This window comes from Enterobacter cloacae complex sp. FDA-CDC-AR_0132 (genome assembly GCF_003010695.1).
GTDB classification, from domain to species: Bacteria; Pseudomonadota; Gammaproteobacteria; order Enterobacterales; family Enterobacteriaceae; genus Enterobacter; species Enterobacter ludwigii.
The window spans coordinates 3,697,032-3,714,484 of the sequence record NZ_CP027618.1; the positions used below are offsets into that span (position 1 = coordinate 3,697,032).

The following is a 17,453-nucleotide window of genomic DNA, read 5'->3' on the forward strand; positions in this document are numbered from 1 at the left end:
CGATCAGAAAACCTGCAATTTTAATGATGGGGCGAGTATAGAGAACGAAGATTAGTGAAACCTTAATGCCACAAAACTGTGGTAAAGCCCTTGCACGCGGGACGTTTAGCGTCTTCACTGTAGGTGATAGTCGTTATCGGGAGGTGAGTGTGGCAGAGCAACTGGAGTTTTTCCCCATCCAGAGCCCGTGCCGGGGTATTTGTCAGGTGGATGAACGCGGATATTGCCGTGGCTGCATGCGCACGCGCGATGAGCGTTTTAACTGGCAACACTTCAGCGACACGCAGAAACAGGAGGTGCTCCGTCTCTGTCGACAGCGACTTCTGCGCAAAATACGCGCAAACAAAGCCGGTGACACCGAAGAACCCCAGCAACCTTCACTGTTTTAACACGGTAATTGCGTATACTCATGACATCACGTCCTTGAGGAAAATGTTATGGTTCAGCGAATTACCCTTGCCCCCCAGGGGCCAGAATTCTCCCGCTTTGTGATGGGCTACTGGCGCCTGATGGACTGGAATATGTCCCCCCTCCAGCTGGCAAGCTTTATTGAAGAGCATCTCGACTTAGGGATCACCACGGTCGATCACGCTGATATTTACGGTGGCTATCAGTGTGAAGCCGCGTTCGGCGAGGCACTCAAACTGGTTCCTGCGTTACGCGAACGCATGGAGATCGTCACCAAATGCGGGATTGCCACGACGGCAAAACCGGAGCATGCCCTCGGCCATTACATTACCGACAGCGCGCACATCATTAAGAGCGCCGAACAGTCGCTGGTTAACCTGGCGACCGATCATATCGATCTGCTACTGATCCACCGCCCCGATCCGTTGATGGATGCCGATGAGGTGGCCGAAGCGTTTCTGAATCTGCATCAAAGCGGCAAAGTGCGTCATTTCGGCGTATCAAACTTTACCCCTGCACAGTTTGCGCTGCTGCAGTCTCGTCTGCCGTTTACCCTGGCCACCAACCAGGTTGAAATTTCTCCGGTTCATCAGCCGCTGCTGCTGGATGGCACGCTCGATCAGCTCCAGCAGTTGCGTATCCGTCCGATGGCGTGGTCGTGTCTGGGCGGCGGACGCCTGTTTAATGATGATGAATTCCAGCCGCTGCGCACTGAGCTTGAGACCATTGCCCGCGAACTGAATGCCGGGAGCATCGAACAGGTGGTGTACGCGTGGATCCTGCGTTTGCCGTCAAAACCACTGCCAATCATTGGCTCGGGCAAAATTGAACGCGTACGCGCCGCCATTGCCGCGGAAGAGTTGCAGATGACCCGTCAGCAGTGGTTCCGCATCCGCAAAGCGGCGCTGGGTTACGACGTCCCGTAACCGGTAAAACGTGACTTTCCGGTGAAATCTTTGCCCCTGGTATAAACTTAAGGGGCAAAAAACAACCCGTGGAGGTCATATGAAGCGTTTTACTCTGGCTCTCGTCACGCTGGTGGTCTGTGCAGGTGCGCAGGCGGCCAGTGATGAAGTGGAAATGAATCTCGTCACCTCTCAGGGTGTAGGTCAGTCCATCGGCACGGTGAAAATCACTGAAACCGACAAGGGACTGGAATTCGCGCCCAATCTCAAAGCCCTTCCTCCTGGCGAACATGGTTTCCATGTCCATGCTCACGGTAGCTGTCAGCCCGCATTAAAAGAGGGTAAAGCCTCGGCTGCGGAGGCGGCAGGCGGCCACCTCGACCCACAACATACCGGTAAGCATGAAGGTCCTGACGGTATGGGACATCTGGGCGATTTGCCGGTGCTGGTGGTGAATAACGACGGCAAAGCCACGGATCCCGTCGTCGCGCCGCGGCTGAAAAAACTGGATGAAGTGAAAGGCAAGGCGCTGATGATCCATGTCGGCGGCGACAATATGTCCGATCAGCCAAAACCGCTTGGCGGTGGCGGGGCTCGCTATGCCTGCGGGGTGATGTGATCCCCAATTGTACCCGGAGCCGGTGCCTGTTCCAGCTGCGACAGTGAGCAGTGCAGGCGCCAGATTATCGAGGCTAAATCTCGTGCTGCAGGCGAGTGGTGGTGCGCAAGGGTATCGCAAATTCGCTGAAGTTCAGCAAGCGTGGTTTCCAGTGGACGCTGCTGGACACCGCGTTCGCTCATGACATCGCGTAGCAGGGTGATGCAGACATCACGAACCTGCGACAGCGGGTCGGACCGTGTTTCCCATGCCCTAAGTTGCCAGACCACGTGAGAGCAGTTCAACAGGACCACACCCCAGCGCAACAGCCAGCGGCGCGAAAGGGAGTCCTGGCTGTTATTGAGCTGGCTGACATAGTGATAGACCAGCGATTCATACTCACTTTCACGTAAATGCGGTTTTCGACTCAACTGATCGACAAAACCTCTGCGTAACTCGCGGATATGCCGGCGACTCTTGCGCGCATCTGAACCCGGACGTAACACCGCAAATGCCAGCCACGCCAGCCCAACGCCAAGGATCTTCGCCAGATTATCATTGAGAAAATCGGCGTAGTCATAAACCGGCGGGTTAGTGACGGAGATAAACGAGCCCATAAATACAATCAGCTGTCCCCACAGCCCCGCGAGTTTGGGCATTTGCAGCTTTAGCAGCTGCATGGTGGTTAACAGCGGGAACAGGAACAGAAGGAACTGCCACAGGTCGCTTATCTGCACCATCAACCCAAACTTCACGGCAAAACTAAACAGCGAGAGCAGCACCAGGGTGCGCAGTAGCAGCGTGAGGGAGTTGAACGGTGACGCGGCGACGGAGTACAGCACGCAGCTGATAGCAGCAAGCGTCAGGGCCGCAGGGCCTGACTCCCACTGGGTGGTGATACTCCACGCGCCAACCAGCGTGAGCGCGCAAAAGGTACGAAAACCACTCCACAGTGCCTCCATCGAGTCTGTGTGTCGTGCCAGCGCCGGGCTACCGGGGACAGCGAACTCGGTGACCGGGGTGGCATTTTCCACGGCGTTAATCCAGCGGCTGCTGCGCAGATACAACCGGCAAAAATAGTTGAGACGCTGCCAGAAGGCGCGGTGACGGTAATCGTACTCATCTACTGGCGCGAGCGGGGCGATAATCTTCGCGACGGTGTAGATGTCGGCATCCGGGCGTGCAAGCGCCGCAAGCAGCGTTTCAATCACGGCGCGCGTATGTGCAGGGGGCGTGGGCCAGTTGAGCAGCATCCGGCGCAGGCTGGAGATTGAGCTGGTCATACGCAGCTGCTGATGCAACAGATAGTTCAGCAGGGTGTTCTGACGACGAAAGCGATAGTGGCTCCAGAAGGCCTGAATGCGTAACAGATTCATGGTCAGGATCTGGCCGATCACCTTTTCGTGCGCAAGACGGATGTCGTCGTTGGTATCCGGTTGCCAGAGCAGGCTTGCGTGCTCCAGTAAACGGGTATGCATGGTCTTCAGGGCGGTAATAAGCGCGGTGCCATCGGAAGTGCTCGGCAGTATCATCATCATGAAACCGCCGCTCAGAATACCGACAATCACTTCGCAGACACGCGCCTGTGCGATGTCCCACAGCTCGGTGGTATTGAGCACATTCACCACCGGAAAGGCGATAATGGCGGCGGTATAGCCGGCCAGCTGGAAGGCATAGGCAACGTTATTCGTAAAATGCGCGCAGGCCCAGGTACAAAAGCCCAGCCATATCGCCATGCTCAACAAAAAAAGCCACGGATCGTTCAGCGTATGACCTGCAATGATTAACGCTGCGGTGGCACCCAACAGGCTGCCGGCAATACGTCCAAGACTTTTGCTGATCACCCCGCCGACGGTGGGGAAACTCACCACCGCGGCAGAGGTCATTGCCCAGTAGGGCTGATCAAGGTTGAGGTAATAGGCAACAGTCAGCGCCAGACACATCGCAATGCCATTACGCAGCGCATAGCGCCACTGCGGACGTGTCGCTTTCATCCACGGCGTATTTCGCCAGGAGAGGGCCTGCAGGTTCATCAACGGGTCCCGATGGCGACGGTGCAGGTTGTGCCGGAGACCAGCGTTATGCCCTGCGGTAAACGGTCAAACTCCACACGAACCGGTACGCGCTGGGCCAGACGCACCCACGGCACGTTCGGTTTAATGTCCGGTACCAGGCCTGAATCCATTTCAACACTCTGATCGTAAATGGCGCGGCCAATGCTGGAGACGTGACCCTGTAACCTCTGCGAGCCGCTGTAAAGCGTAAGGGTAGCGGGAGACCCTTCGCGAATATGGCGAAGCTTGGTCTCTTCAAAATAACCCACCACATAGAACGAGTGGCTGTCGACAAGGGCGAAAACGGGTTGCCCGGCGGTGGCATAATTCCCCACGCGGGCTGACAGGTTGGTGATCCATCCATCGACTGGCGCGGTAATAACGGTTTGTGTCAGCTCCCACTGCGCCTGTTTGAGCGTAGCCTCCGCGACGTTCACGCTCGCCTGCATGGCCTTAACGTTGATATTGGCAGTATCTAAATCTTCTGCGGAAATGTAGTTGCGCGACAAGTGCCGGCGGCGATTGGCTTCGTTATTGGCTTTTGCTAAATCAGACTGGGCCTTCGCCAGCTGTGCCTGGGCGTTAAGGATCGCAATATGATAGGGGGTGTCGTCGATACGGAATAACACGTCACCCTTTTTAACGTACTGGTTATCTCTCACAACAAGCGTCGTGATGCTGCCCGATACCTGAGGGGTAATGCTGACCTGCTCAGCCCGCACTTTGCCGTCACGTGTCCAGGGTGACTGCATATAAAAATTCCAGAGCCACCACCCGGCAACCAGGGCCAGAGCAAGAACAATCAGCGTGGAAAAGTACTTCAGCGTTTTCAGGGGCATATTCACCACACAATCAAGACAGCTAGGCCCAGGCATACGGAAAGGGCAAACAGGGAGAGATCCATTAACATGGGGTGCCAAATCTCGCCGGAGTACATCCAGTCGCGAAGCAGGCGATGGGCTATGAGCCAAATCATAAAGCCGACCATGACGGCCTTAAACAAGGGCGGAAAGTAGACTGACGCACCGAAAATCAGGTCCTGAAGGGGGAGTCCCACGGAGCTTTGAAAAAACGTCACGGGCAGAGATCCTTTGCAGTGAACAAAATGCCGCGAGGGCGAGTCTTAATCTGATGGAACATCACAATTCAGTGTAAGTCATCCTTTTAAGTTCGATGAATGCAGTATTGCATTTGTTTTGCCAATACAAATGCTGCACACTATTCTAAAATCAGTATAATAACTTAGCAAGCTAATTATAAGGAGATGAAATTGGAATCGCCATTAGGTTCTGATCTGGCAAGGTTGGTACGCGTCTGGCGTGCTCTGATTGACCATCGCCTGAAACCTCTGGAATTGACACAGACGCACTGGGTCACGCTGCATAACATTCATCAGCTGCCACCCGACCAGTCACAAATTCAACTGGCAAAAGCGATCGGCATTGAGCAACCGTCACTGGTACGTACGCTTGACCAACTGGAAGAGAAAGGACTCATCTCCCGGCAAACCTGCGCCAGCGATCGTCGCGCTAAGCGGATTAAGCTCACTGAGAAAGCGGCACCTATCATTACTGAAATGGAAGCCGTTATCACCAAAACGCGCGGCGAAATCCTTTCCGGGGTTTCACCCGCAGAGCTTGAACTGCTCATCAGCCTCATCGGGCGCCTTGAGCAGAACATCCATGAGCTGCAGTCACGCGACTGACACCATCACAAGGCCTTGCAGCAGCAAGGCCTTTTTTACCTCGATACAACGACACGGTTACGCCCGGTCTCTTTCGCTTCATACATCGCCTTGTCAGCATTCTCCACGCACGCTTCAGCGGTCGTCGTCGGAGAGGTGGCGGTAAATACCCCCATGCTAATCGTGATGGATTCAGGTAACTGACCCCCGCTGCTGACCTTATCAAAACTGCTCAGCTTTAGCCGTATGCGTTCAGCCACCTGGTACGCTGCTTCCGACGAAGTATTGGTCAGCATCAGGACAAATTCTTCCCCACCAATACGTGCCGCGATGTCCTGCGGGCGGACGGAATCCATCAGCAGGTTGGCGACAAACTGCAATACTTTGTCTCCCTGCAGATGGCCGTAGCAGTCATTGATGCGCTTAAAACGGTCGAGATCGCTGACGATAACCGACACAGGGTGGTTGGCTTTGCTGATGCTGAGTGCCTGATTTAAGGCGTCGTAAAAATAACTGCGGTTGTAGAGGCGCGTCAGCGGGTCGCGGATCGAGTTCTGATAAGACTGCTGATACTTTATGTGCGAGTCGCGATACAGGTTAAAGACGTCGTACAGCAGGACAAAAATAATCATCAGCGTCGCCACGGTTTCGAATAAGCGAGCGTGATACCAGGACGTGTCCTCGGCATGTCCGCCGGCTAGCAGTAATGAGAGCGTCAGGACATAACAGACACATAAGAAATTACCGCCAACCCAAAAAAGATTCCGCACCCGGGTAATCGTCATTAACGTTGCTAACGCCACAACCCAGAGAAGAATCAAAAAGATATTTATGACCTGGCTCCAGAGAACCATAAATTGCCGGGTTTCATTATCCACCAGATCCAGCGTTATCAGTGCCGAGTGGCTGGAGCAGAACCAGGCCAGGGCGACCATAGAAACCGTAAACAGCAGTGTACCGATAACCACGGCAATATGCGCGGGGCGTGAAAGGGGATAATCCCGAATAGAATAGAGCAAGGCTGAGACTATTATCAGCACCGCCATAAGAATATGACGGAACATAAAGAAGATCATGGCGTCGTTATAGTCGACCACATTGAACTGATAGAGAGCCAGCCATGACGGGAAGCTGGACAGGGTACCGGCCATCAGCATCGTCGACCCGGCGAAGGCCGAGGCGAGGGCGATAAGGTACAACCGCCGTCTGTCGCACCAGTATTTCATGACCATGAAGCAGGCAATAAACAGGTGGAATACCAGCAAAAATATGGTAAGTGTCGGGAATAGCAGCGGTGAGAATGAAGGGACTAATTCAACCAGTTTTACAAAGAGACCTTGTAATATTCCAACGACGACGATGCATCCAAAACAGAATGTAATATAAGGGTTCTTAAAATATCGTTGTAGTGCAAGCATAGGGATTTGACGGAATAATAAAATTAAAAATTGTAAAGTAAGAAAGAGAGTAACAGGCGTGGAGAGTAAATACTTTGCGCAGGAACAAGATATACCGCGCTTAATGATTCATGGCGGGAATGTTTTTTGTAAATATATTGCTGATAATATATATTATATGTAAATAGATTTGTTTACGGGCTTCGCTAAACGGATTTGTTAAATGGATGTGGTCTGATGACCACATCCAGTTTGAATTAGCGTGGAGAAACGGTGACCTGGCTTCCGTTGCTCGCCAGAACAACGCGCTGGCCGGCAGAGAAACGGGTATTACCTTGTTTCTGTACTACCATGATGGTGCTGCCGTCATCTTTACGGATTTCCAGTTCTACGCCCTGGCTTTTGTTCATTGCACCCTGAACGCCCTGGCCTGCAACACCACCCGCAACGGCACCTGCTGCTGTGGCCAGCGAACGACCTGTGCCACCGCCTACGGTATTACCGAGGAAGCCACCCAGCACAGCACCGCCGATGGCACCCATCACGTTGCTGTCATCGCCACCCTGAATTTGTACAGGGCGTGCGTTAACAACGGTACCGTAAGTGACGCTCTGAACCTGTTTGGCTTCAGAAGCGCTGTACACGTCGCCAGAAAGTGAACTGTCATTCACACAGCCTGCAAGGGTTAAACCGATCAGCGAAACGCCCAGTACACGTAAAATCATTTGAATCTCCTGTTCACCAAAAACGCCCGATGGCGGGCATCCGTTATGGCTAAATTATATGGCATAAGGGGCCATAGTTCATATCTTTGCACTAACAATAAGAAAATTGTACTTGAATTTAACTTAACGAGACATAAACGGGCACCCGGCAGGTTACCTGTCTGAGATTGTTAAAAAATATTATCGCCGGATAGCAAAGCGGCGCTGTTTATGGTTGAGTGGAGAGCATTAGCCCACGCAACGTAAGGAAAGCGCATGAAATCGGGTCGCTACATTGGTGTGATGTCGGGTACCAGTCTGGATGGCGTAGACGTCGTTCTGGCCGCTATTGATGAAAACATGGTGGCACAGCAGGCGAGCCTGACCTGGCCTATCCCCCTGGCGCTGAAAGAGGACATTCTCAGTGTCTGTCAGGGGCAACAACTGACGCTTTCTCAGCTTGGTCAGCTTGATGTGCGGCTGGGGGCGCTGTTTGCCGATGCGGTACTGGCCCTGATGCATAAAGAAAAGCTTCGCCCGCAGGATGTCGTCGCCATCGGCTGTCACGGACAAACGGTCTGGCATGAGCCGGTCGGCGACGCACCGCATACCCTGCAAATCGGCGACAATAACCAGATTGTGGCGAAGACGGGCGTAACCGTAGTCGGTGATTTTCGGCGTCGCGATATTGCGCTTGGCGGGCAGGGCGCGCCGCTGGTGCCCGCTTTTCATCAGGCATTGTTGACCCATCCGACAGAGCGCCGAATGGTGCTGAACATTGGCGGTATTGCCAACCTGTCTCTGCTTATCCCGGATCAACCCGTACGCGGCTATGACACCGGCCCGGGTAACATGCTGATGGATGCCTGGATCTGGCGTCAGCGTGGTCAGGCGTATGATAAAGACGCGCAGTGGGCCAGCGAAGGCAAAGTGATCATCCCGCTGTTGCAGTCCATGCTAAGCGATCCGTACTTCGCTTTACCGGCGCCCAAAAGCACGGGGCGCGAATATTTCAACTATGGCTGGCTCGAACGTCAGCTGGCGCAGTTCCCGGCGCTTGCACCGCAGGATGTCCAGGCGACGCTCGCCGAGTTAACGGCGGTTTCGATATCGGAACAGGTTCTTCTCAGCGGTGGATGCGAACGCCTGCTGGTGTGCGGCGGTGGCAGCCGTAACCCGTTGGTGATGGCACGTCTTGCCGGGTTATTGCCGGGTACCGAGGTGACGACCACCGATGAAGCCGGCATCAGCGGCGATGATATGGAAGCGCTGGCCTTTGCCTGGCTTGCCTGGCGCACCATTGCCGGGCTTCCGGGCAATTTGCCGTCGGTGACTGGCGCACGTGAGGCCAGCGTCCTCGGGGCCATTTTCCCGGCGAATCCGCGTCATAATCAGAGTTAACTGAAATTCAGCGCGGCGTGTGGTCGTTAGAATGGAATGAAACAGGAGGGCAGCCATGCCCTCCAGGACCAGGAAAGTCTTCGGAATACGCCCATGAAAAAACTTCTTCTTATTGCCGCGCCTTTATTGCTGTCAGGATGCAGCGTCTACAACCAGTTCCTTGATCGCATGCAGACCGATACCCTGGAGTATCGCTGTGATGAAAAACCGCTGACCGTTAAGCTGAACAATCCGCGTCAGGAAGCCAGTTTTGTCTACGACAACAAATTGCTCACCCTCAAGCAGGGCATTTCTGCCTCCGGCGCACGCTACACGGACGGAATTTATGTCTTCTGGTCGAAAGGCGACAGCGCCACCGTCTACAAACGCGACCGTATTGTGCTGAACAATTGCCAGCTCGAAAATCCGAAGCGTTGAGATTTTTACAGGGGCGGCGCACAATAGCGCCACCCAATGTCAATGTCAGCTAACGCCATGTCAGATAACGACGAATTGCAGCAAATTGCGCATCTGCGCCGTGAATACACCAAAGGCGGCCTGCGTCGCCAGGATCTTCCCGCCGAACCCCTCGTGCTTTTTGAACGCTGGCTGAAACAGGCCTGCGAAGCGAAACTCGCCGACCCAACGGCAATGGTTGTCGCAACGGTAGATGAAAACGGTCAACCGTATCAGCGTATCGTCCTGCTCAAACATTATGACGAGAAAGGCCTGGTGTTTTACACCAACCTGGGCAGTCGTAAGGCACACCATTTAGAAAACAATCCTCGTATCAGCCTGCTGTTCCCGTGGCATATGCTGGAGCGTCAGGTGATGGTCACCGGCAAAGCAGAGCGTCTCTCCACGCTGGAAGTGGTGAAGTATTTCCACAGCCGTCCGCGTGACAGCCAGATTGGCGCCTGGGTCTCAAAACAGTCCAGCCGTATTTCGGCGCGTGGGGTGCTTGAAAGCAAATTCCTCGAACTGAAGCAGAAATTCCAGCAGGGCGAAGTTCCGTTGCCCAGTTTCTGGGGGGGCTTCCGCATTCCGATCGAGCAGATGGAATTCTGGCAGGGCGGCGAACACCGTCTGCATGACCGCTTTTTATACCAGCGTGAAAATGGCGGCTGGAAAATCGACAGGCTGGCACCGTAATCGCCGAAATTTGTTGATTTAAGCGCTAGCGCAGGCCGCGCTTGCGCTTTATTCTATGTACCTTTCGCATCAGGCGAAAAGTCGTGTACCGGCAAAGGTGCAGTCGTTTATACATGGAGAATTTGATGGCAAGCAGTAACTTGATTAAACAATTGCAAGAGCGGGGCCTTGTGGCTCAGGTGACGGACGAGGAAGCGTTAGCAGAGCGACTGGCGCAAGGCCCGATCGCGCTCTATTGCGGCTTCGATCCTACCGCTGACAGCTTGCATTTGGGGCATCTTGTTCCATTGTTATGCCTGAAACGCTTTCAGATGGCGGGCCACAAGCCTGTCGCACTGGTTGGCGGCGCGACCGGTCTGATTGGCGACCCAAGCTTTAAAGCTGCCGAGCGTAAACTGAACACCGAAGACACCGTGCAGGAGTGGGTGGATAAGATCCGCAAACAGGTTGCGCCTTTCCTCGACTTTAACTGCGGTGACAACTCTGCGATTGCGGCCAACAACTATGACTGGTTTGGCGGCATGAACGTGCTGACCTTCCTGCGCGACATTGGCAAACACTTCTCTGTTAACCAGATGATTAACAAAGAAGCGGTGAAGCAGCGTCTGAACCGTGACGACCAGGGCATCTCCTTTACCGAGTTCTCCTACAACCTGCTGCAGGGTTATGACTTTGCCTGCCTGAATAAACTGCACGGCGTCTGCCTGCAGATTGGCGGCTCTGATCAGTGGGGCAACATCACGTCGGGTATCGATCTGACGCGTCGTCTGCACCAGAACCAGGTCTTCGGTCTGACCGTTCCACTGATCACCAAAGCCGACGGCACCAAATTTGGTAAAACCGAAGGCGGCGCGGTATGGCTTGATCCGAAGAAAACCAGCCCGTACAAATTCTACCAGTTCTGGATTAACACGGCGGATGCCGATGTTTATCGCTTCCTGAAGTTCTTCACCTTTATGGACATTGAGGCGATCAATGCTCTGGAAGAAGAAGACAAAAACAGCGGTAAAGCGCCACGTGCTCAGTACGTACTGGCTGATGAAGTGACCAAACTGGTTCACGGTGAAGAAGGTCTGGCCGCGGCAAAACGTATTACTGCAAGCCTGTTCAACGGGACGCTGAGCGATCTGAGCGAAGCGGACTTCGAACAGTTGGCGCAGGATGGCGTGCCGATGGTTGAGATGGAAAAAGGTGCCGACCTGATGCAGGCGCTGGTGGACTCCGAGCTGCAGCCATCCCGCGGTCAGGCGCGTAAAACCATCGCCTCGAACGCTATCACCATTAACGGTGAAAAACAGGCCGACCCGGAATACACCTTCGCTGACAGCGATCGTCTGTATGGCCGCTACACGCTTCTGCGTCGCGGTAAGAAAAACTACTGTCTGGTCTGCTGGAAATAATTAAAAGTATCCAGGGGCGTGGGAAACCACGCCCCTTTTGTTTTTTCAGGGTTTGGTAAGTAAAAATGAAGAACATCCTCGCCATTCAGTCCCACGTGGTCTTTGGGCATGCTGGTAACAGCGCCGCGGAATTTCCGATGCGCCGCCTCGGTGCCAACGTCTGGCCCCTCAATACCGTGCAGTTCTCAAACCATACACAATACGGTCAATGGACCGGCTGCGTGATGCCGCCTTCGCACCTCACCGACATTGTGCAGGGCATTGCCAATATCGATCAGCTAAAACGCTGTGATGCGATACTGAGCGGATATCTCGGTTCGGCAGAGCAGGGAGAGCATATCCTGGGCATTGTCCGCCAGGTGAAAGCGGCAAACCCGGCGGCGAAATACTTTTGTGATCCTGTTATGGGGCATCCGGAGAAAGGCTGTATCGTGGCCCCCGGCGTGGCTGAATTCCATGTGCGTCATGCGCTGCCGGCCAGCGATATTATTGCGCCGAACCTCATTGAGCTGGAAATTCTCTGCGAGCATCCGGTGAATAGCGTAGAAGAGGCGGTAAGCGCCTCTCGCGAGCTAATAGCCCAGGGGCCGGAGATTGTCCTGGTGAAACATCTCGCGCGCGCAGGGCTGAGCAGGGACCGTTTTGAGATGCTGCTGGTGACGAAAGACGAAGCCTGGCATATCAGCCGTCCGCTGGTGGACTTCGGCATGCGTCAGCCGGTGGGTGTCGGTGATGTGACAAGCGGTTTGCTGCTGGTGAAATTACTTCAGGGGGCCACGCTGCGGGATGCGCTTGAGCATGTGACTGCAGCAGTGTACGAAATCATGAAGGCGACGAAAGAGATGCAGGAGTATGAACTGCAGGTGGTCGCGGCACAGGATCGTATCGCGAAACCGGAGCATTACTTCAGCGCGACCCGGTTATAACGGTTCACGTTCCTGTCGGCCGGGTAGCGACAGCGCCACCCGGCAATACAGTGCGCCGGTCAGTTCAACCCTTCTGCTTTAAGCGCTGCAGCCACCGCAGGACGCGCGGCTACGCGATCCATGTACGATGCAATGTGGTCCAGCCCGTCCATGTTGAGCTTAATGGCCCGCGCCCAGCGCAGCACGGTGAACAGATAGGCATCGGCAATCGTAAAACGCGCGCCCCCAATCCACTGATCGTCTTTCAGCGATGCGTTAACGTACTGCAGTTTTTTCTCCAGTTGAGCACGTACGGTCGGTTTGTACTCTTCCGGCGTCTCCGGACGGAACAGCGGCGTAAAGCCTTTGTGCAGCTCGGTCGCAATGTAGTTCATCCACTCCAGCGTTTTGTAGCGAGAAACCGTGCTTACCGGTGCCAGCAATTGCCTGTCGGGCACACTATCGGCGAGGAACTGCATAATCGCCACGCCTTCGGTCAGCAGGGTACCGTCATCCAGCAGCAGAGCCGGAACTTGTCCCTTCGGGTTAATAGCAAAAAAATCATCGCCGTTTTCCAGGCGTTTTTTCATCAGGTCAACGCCATCCAGCGTGAAATCTTTGCCGCTCTCGCGCAGGGTAATGTGGGAAGCAAGAGAGCACGCGCCCGGTTTGTAGAACAGTTTCATCGGTAACTCCTTTTTGCTGAGGTTTCAGCTATGTTAGTGCGCGAACGGGTAAAAAAAAAGCCGCTAATACATTAGCGGCTTCTGTTCAGTCGTTTCTCAGTGACATTATGCGGTAGCGGTTTCGGTCGCTTTCGCCGTCTTGTCGTCGTCCTGAGTCATGCGATTCAGCTTCGGCGCAGTCAGCATCATCAGAACCGCGATAACCGCAGTAGCAATACCAATCTGCATGAACACGGTACCGTAGACGTTCAGAGAGACCAGTGGGTCAGTCACGTTATCCGGCACGGCCATCAGGTTTGCAATTTTACCTGCGATGATGGCGGCACCCGCAGTGGTCAGGAACCAGCTACCCATGATGAAGCCCATCAGACGCTGAGGAACCAGTTGTGCAACCATCGCCAGGCCCAGACCGGAGATCATCAATTCACCGATAGACTGCAGCGCGTAGCTCAGGATCAGCCAGTTAACGGAGACGATACCGGCGTCAGTCGCAAATTTCGTACCCAGCGGCAGTACCAGGAATGCGCCAGAACACAGCAGCATACCGATAGCAAATTTGTGCGGCATCGGCAGACGGTCGCCCATTTTGTTATAGATAGCAGCCAGAATCGGGCTACCAATCATGATCCAGAACGGGTTCAGGGCCTGATACTGCTCCGGCTCGAACGCGATACCCAGGATTGAGTGTTCAACGTTACGGATAGCGAAGAAGTTCAGAGACGTTGGCATCTGGCTGTACAGAACGAAGAAGATAATCGCTTCCAGCATCAGGATGAAGGCCACAATCATCTTACGACGAGCGGCACCCTGCATGGCGAAGGCTTCTTTCGCGAAGATGATCACGATACCCAGCGCAACCACACCCAGAACCGCACGCGCGATGCCCTGGTTATGCAGCAGCCAGGTTGCGATTGCCGCGAGGATCACCACGCCGACAATGGTCGCCAGCAGTTTGCCAATGTGAACCGGTTCGAAGTCTGGTTTGGAGCCGTAGTCTTTTACCCAGCGTTTGCAGAAGGCAAAGTTAACCACGGTGATCAGCATACCGACAACGGACAGGGAGAACGCAACGCTCCAGCCGAATTTAGCGGCCAGCCACGGGGTTGCCAGCATGGAGAAGAAGGAACCGATGTTCACGGACATGTAGTACATGGTGAATGCACCGTCCAGACGCGGGTCATCTTTGTTGTAACAGGTAGAGAGCAGGGAAGACGGGTTCGCTTTGAACAGACCGTTACCGACGGCGATAGTCGCCATACCCATATACACCACAGCGGCATCGTGACCAGACCATGCAACCAGCGCATAGCCAACGGCCAGGACAATCGCACCCAGCATAATGACACGTTTAGTCCCGAGGACTTTATCACCCAGCCAGCCGCCGATAGCGACCAGACCGTACACCAGGGCACTGAAAGAGGAGAACAGCGTAATGGAATCTGCTTCGGACATACCCAGCTGTTTTACCAGGTAAACCGCCATGATCCCTTGCAGGCCGTAATAACCAAAACGCTCCCATAACTCGATAGAGAAGATGAGATAGAACGCTTTAGGTTGTTTAAAAGCGTTAAGACTTACGCTTTCATCTGTTGGTTTATTGTTTGCAGTCGACACATATACCTCTTTTTTTACATCCCATATTAACGAGGGTGTTCATCGCGTGATGGCCGTAGTCCATCCGCCTTATAGTTATATTGGGAGGAGAAACGGCGGGTAATGTTCACTATCCTGCACCGTCTGGCAATACGTTTGTAATAATCTGTTACATATAACTGGGCCGCTATAATCGGCGGTTCATACAAATGTTATTCAGCGTTAAATTTCATACGATCTGTAAAGGGAGTTTTTTTTGACTGGCATTCACCCGTATTTTGCCCTCAATGGCGATATGTTCTGCTATTTGAGGTTTATTGCAGTGATATAGCCCATATTCTGAAAAATAGCTGGTCTTATGTGTTGCTCTTGATGAGTTTGATCTTGTCTGACAAAGGGTTTACGCCGCTTTTAACAACAAAAATTCAACACGAAGTTATCAGGGTGATCTTGATCACATATGTATAGAAATTTTCGGCCATGAAAAAAGTATTAACCTGTTTGAGCGTTAAAGGCTCGAACAAGTGATAAGGGAAGCGGTAAGGAAGGCGGATAAATTATGGTCAAAAGAAGGTCTTCTGGTAGACCCTCTCTTGGTAAGGAATTGGCGTTGCGTCAGAAAACGAAAAGCGGAAGATATCAGGGATACACTTTCTCTTTGTACTCGCAGAGATCTTCGATAATACAGGAGCCACAGCGAGGCTTACGGGCAATACAGGTATAACGGCCATGGAGAATGAGCCAGTGATGGCAATCCACCTTAAATTCGGCGGGAACCACTTTTAGCAGTTTCTCTTCAACCTGCTCGACATTCTTACCCGGTGCGAAGTTCGTGCGGTTAGAGACGCGGAAAATATGGGTATCAACGGCGATAGTCGGCCAGCCAAACGCGGTGTTAAGTACCACATTCGCAGTCTTACGTCCCACGCCGGGTAATGCTTCCAGCGCGGCGCGATCTTCCGGCACTTCACCCCCGTGCTGCTCCAGCAGGATCCGGCAGGTTTTGATCACGTTCTCAGCCTTGCTGTTAAACAGACCGATGGTTTTGATATAGGACTTCACCCCGTCCACGCCCAGCTCCAGCATCGCCTTTGGCGTGTTGGCGACCGGATAAAGCAGGGCGGTCGCCTTATTAACGCTCACGTCGGTAGCCTGCGCAGAGAGCAGCACGGCGATCAACAGCTCGAACGGGGAGTTAAAATTCAGCTCCGTCGTCGGGTGTGGGTTCTCATCCCGCAGACGGGTCAGGATCGCAATGCGCTTTTCTTTATTCATGAGGCCTTCTCGGGTATCCCTTCCTGTACGCTGCGCTCAGCCGCGCGGCGCTTACGTTTTTCATCAATCAGGTATTTTATCGCCAGCATCATGCCGAGGCCAATAAACGCGCCTGGCGGCAGCATGGCCAGCAGGAACGGCGTATCGGTGTGGAAGACTTCGATGCGCAGCGCTTTAGCCCAGCCGCCGAGCAGCGCATCTGCGCCATCAAACAGCGTTCCGTTACCCAGGATCTCACGCATTGAGCCGAGCACGAACATGGCACCGGTTGCCCCCATACCAATAGAGAAGCCATCCAGAGCCGACATCGCCGGGCTGTTTTTCACGGCAAAAGCTTCCGCGCGCCCGACCACAATACAGTTGGTTACGATGAGGGGAATAAAGATCCCGAGCGACTGATACAGACCGAACGCATAAGCGTTAATCAGCATCTGGACGATACTCACCACCGACGCGATGATCATGACGTAAATCGGAATACGGATTTCCGATGGCGTCCAGCGGCGCAGGGCAGAAATGGACAGGTTGGTCAGGGTGAGAACCAGCGTGGTTGCCAGCCCCAGACCCAGCGCGTTGGTGGCGGTGGATGTCACTGCCAGCAGCGGACACATCCCCAACAGCTGTACCAGCGCGGAGTTGTTCTTCCAAAATCCCTGGACGATAACCTCTTTAACCTGGCTCATGATTACTCCTCACAGGCCGGAAGATTGTTCATCTGCGCGGGCAGCGTTTCCGCATACAGCCCGGCTCGTTTTACGGCATTGACCACGGCCCGTGGGGTAATGGTTGCCCCCGTGAACTGGTCAAACTCGCCGCCATCCTTTTTCACAGCAAACGCAGGATCCGCTTCGCCGTGGATCACTTTTCCGGCAAAATGCAAAATCCAGTCGCTCAGACGGGTTTCAATTTTATCCCCCAGGCCTGGCGTCTCATGATGTTCCGTCACGCGCGTACCCAACACGGTACCGGAGAAATCGCTGCCGACCAGCAGTTGAATCGCCCCGGAGTAGCCATCGGGCGCCGTCGCTTCCATCACCGCGCCTACCGCGTTATCTCCCTTACGGGCAATAAAGACGCGGTGCGGGCCTTTGCCTAACTGAGGTGCCTGGACCACGAAGCAACTTTTCTGCAGGTCATTATCGTAGAAATCAGGGGGGATCACCTGATCGAACAGGGCTTTTTGCTGCTTCACCGCCTGTTCGTCGATGGTCGATTTGGTCAGGTTGTTCACCAGGGCCGTCAGTCCGGTGAGGACCGCGGCGAAAATGGCCAGCGTGACGCCGTGTTTTTGCATTGTTTTCAGCATCGCGAA

Annotated in this window: 19 protein-coding genes; 9 read left to right on the top strand and 10 right to left on the bottom strand. The window is 54.0% G+C overall.

Annotated features, from left to right (window positions below):
* Positions 1 to 149: 149 nt before the first annotated feature.
* The 3 genes from AM379_RS17915 to sodC all read left to right on the top strand — a co-directional run bounded on the left by AM379_RS17915 (position 150) and on the right by sodC (position 1,932).
* Positions 150 to 389: a DUF1289 domain-containing protein gene (locus AM379_RS17915; protein WP_020884337.1), complete on the top strand. Its 240-nt coding sequence runs from the start codon at positions 150 to 152 to the stop codon at positions 387 to 389.
* 48 nt (positions 390 to 437) lie between these two features.
* On the top strand, positions 438 to 1,334 hold the full coding sequence (locus AM379_RS17920; protein WP_014169781.1) for an aldo/keto reductase: 897 nt from the start codon (positions 438 to 440) through the stop codon (positions 1,332 to 1,334).
* Positions 1,335 to 1,413: 79 nt separating this feature from the next.
* Positions 1,414 to 1,932 carry a superoxide dismutase [Cu-Zn] SodC gene (gene sodC, locus AM379_RS17925; RefSeq protein WP_044866241.1) on the top strand — a complete coding sequence of 173 codons (519 nt, stop codon included), beginning with the start codon at positions 1,414 to 1,416 and terminating at the stop codon, positions 1,930 to 1,932.
* On the opposite strand, the gene AM379_RS17930 is transcribed toward sodC, so the two are convergent.
* The 3 genes from AM379_RS17930 to AM379_RS17940 are packed head-to-tail and all read right to left on the bottom strand — an operon-like array spanning position 1,911 to position 5,043.
* Entirely contained in the window at positions 1,911 to 3,944 is a 2,034-nt protein-coding gene (locus tag AM379_RS17930; protein WP_106503988.1) for an FUSC family protein, read from the bottom strand. The genes sodC and AM379_RS17930 overlap by 22 nt on opposite strands.
* The gene (locus tag AM379_RS17935; RefSeq protein ID WP_106503989.1) at positions 3,944 to 4,804 is read right to left on the bottom strand and encodes an efflux RND transporter periplasmic adaptor subunit; all 861 of its coding nucleotides are present in this window, start codon (positions 4,802 to 4,804) and stop codon (positions 3,944 to 3,946) included. Before AM379_RS17935 ends, AM379_RS17930 begins: the two co-directional genes overlap by 1 nt.
* A gap of 2 nt (positions 4,805 to 4,806) precedes the next feature.
* Complete coding sequence (locus AM379_RS17940; protein WP_106503990.1) at positions 4,807 to 5,043, bottom strand: DUF1656 domain-containing protein; 237 nt, start codon at positions 5,041 to 5,043, stop codon at positions 4,807 to 4,809.
* Positions 5,044 to 5,229: 186 nt separating this feature from the next.
* On the opposite strand from AM379_RS17940, the gene slyA reads away from it, so the two are divergent.
* The gene (slyA, locus tag AM379_RS17945) at positions 5,230 to 5,670 is read left to right on the top strand and encodes a transcriptional regulator SlyA (RefSeq protein WP_014169785.1); all 441 of its coding nucleotides are present in this window, start codon (positions 5,230 to 5,232) and stop codon (positions 5,668 to 5,670) included.
* A gap of 35 nt (positions 5,671 to 5,705) precedes the next feature.
* Here the strand turns inward: slyA and AM379_RS17950 are convergent, their stop codons facing one another.
* Positions 5,706 to 7,067, bottom strand: coding sequence for a sensor domain-containing diguanylate cyclase (locus AM379_RS17950; RefSeq protein ID WP_106503991.1), 1,362 nt, complete (start codon positions 7,065 to 7,067; stop codon positions 5,706 to 5,708).
* 236 nt (positions 7,068 to 7,303) lie between these two features.
* Positions 7,304 to 7,771, bottom strand: a complete 468-nt coding sequence (gene slyB, locus AM379_RS17955) for an outer membrane lipoprotein SlyB (RefSeq protein WP_014169789.1) — start codon at positions 7,769 to 7,771, stop codon at positions 7,304 to 7,306.
* Between the two features lie 255 nt (positions 7,772 to 8,026).
* Between slyB and anmK the strand changes: the two genes are divergently transcribed.
* The 5 genes from anmK (at position 8,027) to pdxY (ending at position 12,608) form a co-directional block, all read left to right on the top strand.
* Positions 8,027 to 9,151: an anhydro-N-acetylmuramic acid kinase gene (anmK, locus tag AM379_RS17960; RefSeq protein ID WP_020884330.1), complete on the top strand. Its 1,125-nt coding sequence runs from the start codon at positions 8,027 to 8,029 to the stop codon at positions 9,149 to 9,151.
* 93 nt (positions 9,152 to 9,244) lie between these two features.
* Positions 9,245 to 9,568 carry a C-type lysozyme inhibitor gene (gene mliC / locus AM379_RS17965; RefSeq protein WP_020884329.1) on the top strand — a complete coding sequence of 108 codons (324 nt, stop codon included), beginning with the start codon at positions 9,245 to 9,247 and terminating at the stop codon, positions 9,566 to 9,568.
* Positions 9,569 to 9,625: 57 nt separating this feature from the next.
* Positions 9,626 to 10,282, top strand: coding sequence for a pyridoxamine 5'-phosphate oxidase (gene pdxH, locus AM379_RS17970; protein ID WP_025204349.1), 657 nt, complete (start codon positions 9,626 to 9,628; stop codon positions 10,280 to 10,282).
* A 125-nt stretch (positions 10,283 to 10,407) separates the two neighbouring features.
* Positions 10,408 to 11,682 (top strand): tyrosine--tRNA ligase, encoded by a 1,275-nt coding sequence (tyrS, locus tag AM379_RS17975; protein WP_047744554.1) that lies wholly within the window; start codon positions 10,408 to 10,410, stop codon positions 11,680 to 11,682.
* Positions 11,683 to 11,747: 65 nt separating this feature from the next.
* Positions 11,748 to 12,608 carry a pyridoxal kinase PdxY gene (pdxY, locus tag AM379_RS17980; RefSeq protein ID WP_014169794.1) on the top strand — a complete coding sequence of 287 codons (861 nt, stop codon included), beginning with the start codon at positions 11,748 to 11,750 and terminating at the stop codon, positions 12,606 to 12,608.
* Positions 12,609 to 12,667: 59 nt separating this feature from the next.
* Here pdxY and gstA read toward each other — a convergent pair whose 3' ends face one another.
* The 5 genes from gstA to rsxG form a co-directional block, all read right to left on the bottom strand.
* Positions 12,668 to 13,273 carry a glutathione transferase GstA gene (gene gstA / locus AM379_RS17985; protein ID WP_014169795.1) on the bottom strand — a complete coding sequence of 202 codons (606 nt, stop codon included), beginning with the start codon at positions 13,271 to 13,273 and terminating at the stop codon, positions 12,668 to 12,670.
* A gap of 105 nt (positions 13,274 to 13,378) precedes the next feature.
* Positions 13,379 to 14,887 carry a dipeptide/tripeptide permease DtpA gene (dtpA, locus tag AM379_RS17990; RefSeq protein ID WP_014169796.1) on the bottom strand — a complete coding sequence of 503 codons (1,509 nt, stop codon included), beginning with the start codon at positions 14,885 to 14,887 and terminating at the stop codon, positions 13,379 to 13,381.
* Positions 14,888 to 15,505: 618 nt separating this feature from the next.
* The gene (nth, locus tag AM379_RS17995) at positions 15,506 to 16,141 is read right to left on the bottom strand and encodes an endonuclease III (RefSeq protein WP_014169797.1); all 636 of its coding nucleotides are present in this window, start codon (positions 16,139 to 16,141) and stop codon (positions 15,506 to 15,508) included.
* The gene (locus tag AM379_RS18000; protein ID WP_106503992.1) at positions 16,138 to 16,824 is read right to left on the bottom strand and encodes an electron transport complex subunit E; all 687 of its coding nucleotides are present in this window, start codon (positions 16,822 to 16,824) and stop codon (positions 16,138 to 16,140) included. Before AM379_RS18000 ends, nth begins: the two co-directional genes overlap by 4 nt.
* A 2-nt stretch (positions 16,825 to 16,826) precedes the next feature.
* Entirely contained in the window at positions 16,827 to 17,447 is a 621-nt protein-coding gene (gene rsxG / locus AM379_RS18005; RefSeq protein WP_020884325.1) for an electron transport complex subunit RsxG, read from the bottom strand.
* Positions 17,448 to 17,453 lie beyond the last annotated feature (6 nt).

Bases quoted from the DNA above. Each gene is read 5' to 3' on its own strand.
- AM379_RS17920 (WP_014169781.1), top strand. From the start codon at position 438: ATGGTTCAGCGAATTACCCTTGCCCCCCAGGGGCCAGAATTCTCCCGC.
- sodC (WP_044866241.1), top strand. From the start codon at position 1,414: ATGAAGCGTTTTACTCTGGCTCTCGTCACGCTGGTGGTCTGTGCAGGT.
- AM379_RS17930 (WP_106503988.1), bottom strand. From the start codon at position 3,944: ATGAACCTGCAGGCCCTCTCCTGGCGAAATACGCCGTGGATGAAAGCG.
- AM379_RS17935 (WP_106503989.1), bottom strand. From the start codon at position 4,804: ATGCCCCTGAAAACGCTGAAGTACTTTTCCACGCTGATTGTTCTTGCT.
- slyA (WP_014169785.1), top strand. From the start codon at position 5,230: ATGAAATTGGAATCGCCATTAGGTTCTGATCTGGCAAGGTTGGTACGC.
- AM379_RS17950 (WP_106503991.1), bottom strand. From the start codon at position 7,067: ATGCTTGCACTACAACGATATTTTAAGAACCCTTATATTACATTCTGT.
- slyB (WP_014169789.1), bottom strand. From the start codon at position 7,771: ATGATTTTACGTGTACTGGGCGTTTCGCTGATCGGTTTAACCCTTGCA.
- anmK (WP_020884330.1), top strand. From the start codon at position 8,027: ATGAAATCGGGTCGCTACATTGGTGTGATGTCGGGTACCAGTCTGGAT.
- mliC (WP_020884329.1), top strand. From the start codon at position 9,245: ATGAAAAAACTTCTTCTTATTGCCGCGCCTTTATTGCTGTCAGGATGC.
- pdxH (WP_025204349.1), top strand. From the start codon at position 9,626: ATGTCAGATAACGACGAATTGCAGCAAATTGCGCATCTGCGCCGTGAA.
- tyrS (WP_047744554.1), top strand. From the start codon at position 10,408: ATGGCAAGCAGTAACTTGATTAAACAATTGCAAGAGCGGGGCCTTGTG.
- pdxY (WP_014169794.1), top strand. From the start codon at position 11,748: ATGAAGAACATCCTCGCCATTCAGTCCCACGTGGTCTTTGGGCATGCT.
- gstA (WP_014169795.1), bottom strand. From the start codon at position 13,273: ATGAAACTGTTCTACAAACCGGGCGCGTGCTCTCTTGCTTCCCACATT.
- nth (WP_014169797.1), bottom strand. From the start codon at position 16,141: ATGAATAAAGAAAAGCGCATTGCGATCCTGACCCGTCTGCGGGATGAG.
- AM379_RS18000 (WP_106503992.1), bottom strand. From the start codon at position 16,824: ATGAGCCAGGTTAAAGAGGTTATCGTCCAGGGATTTTGGAAGAACAAC.
- rsxG (WP_020884325.1), bottom strand. From the start codon at position 17,447: ATGCTGAAAACAATGCAAAAACACGGCGTCACGCTGGCCATTTTCGCC.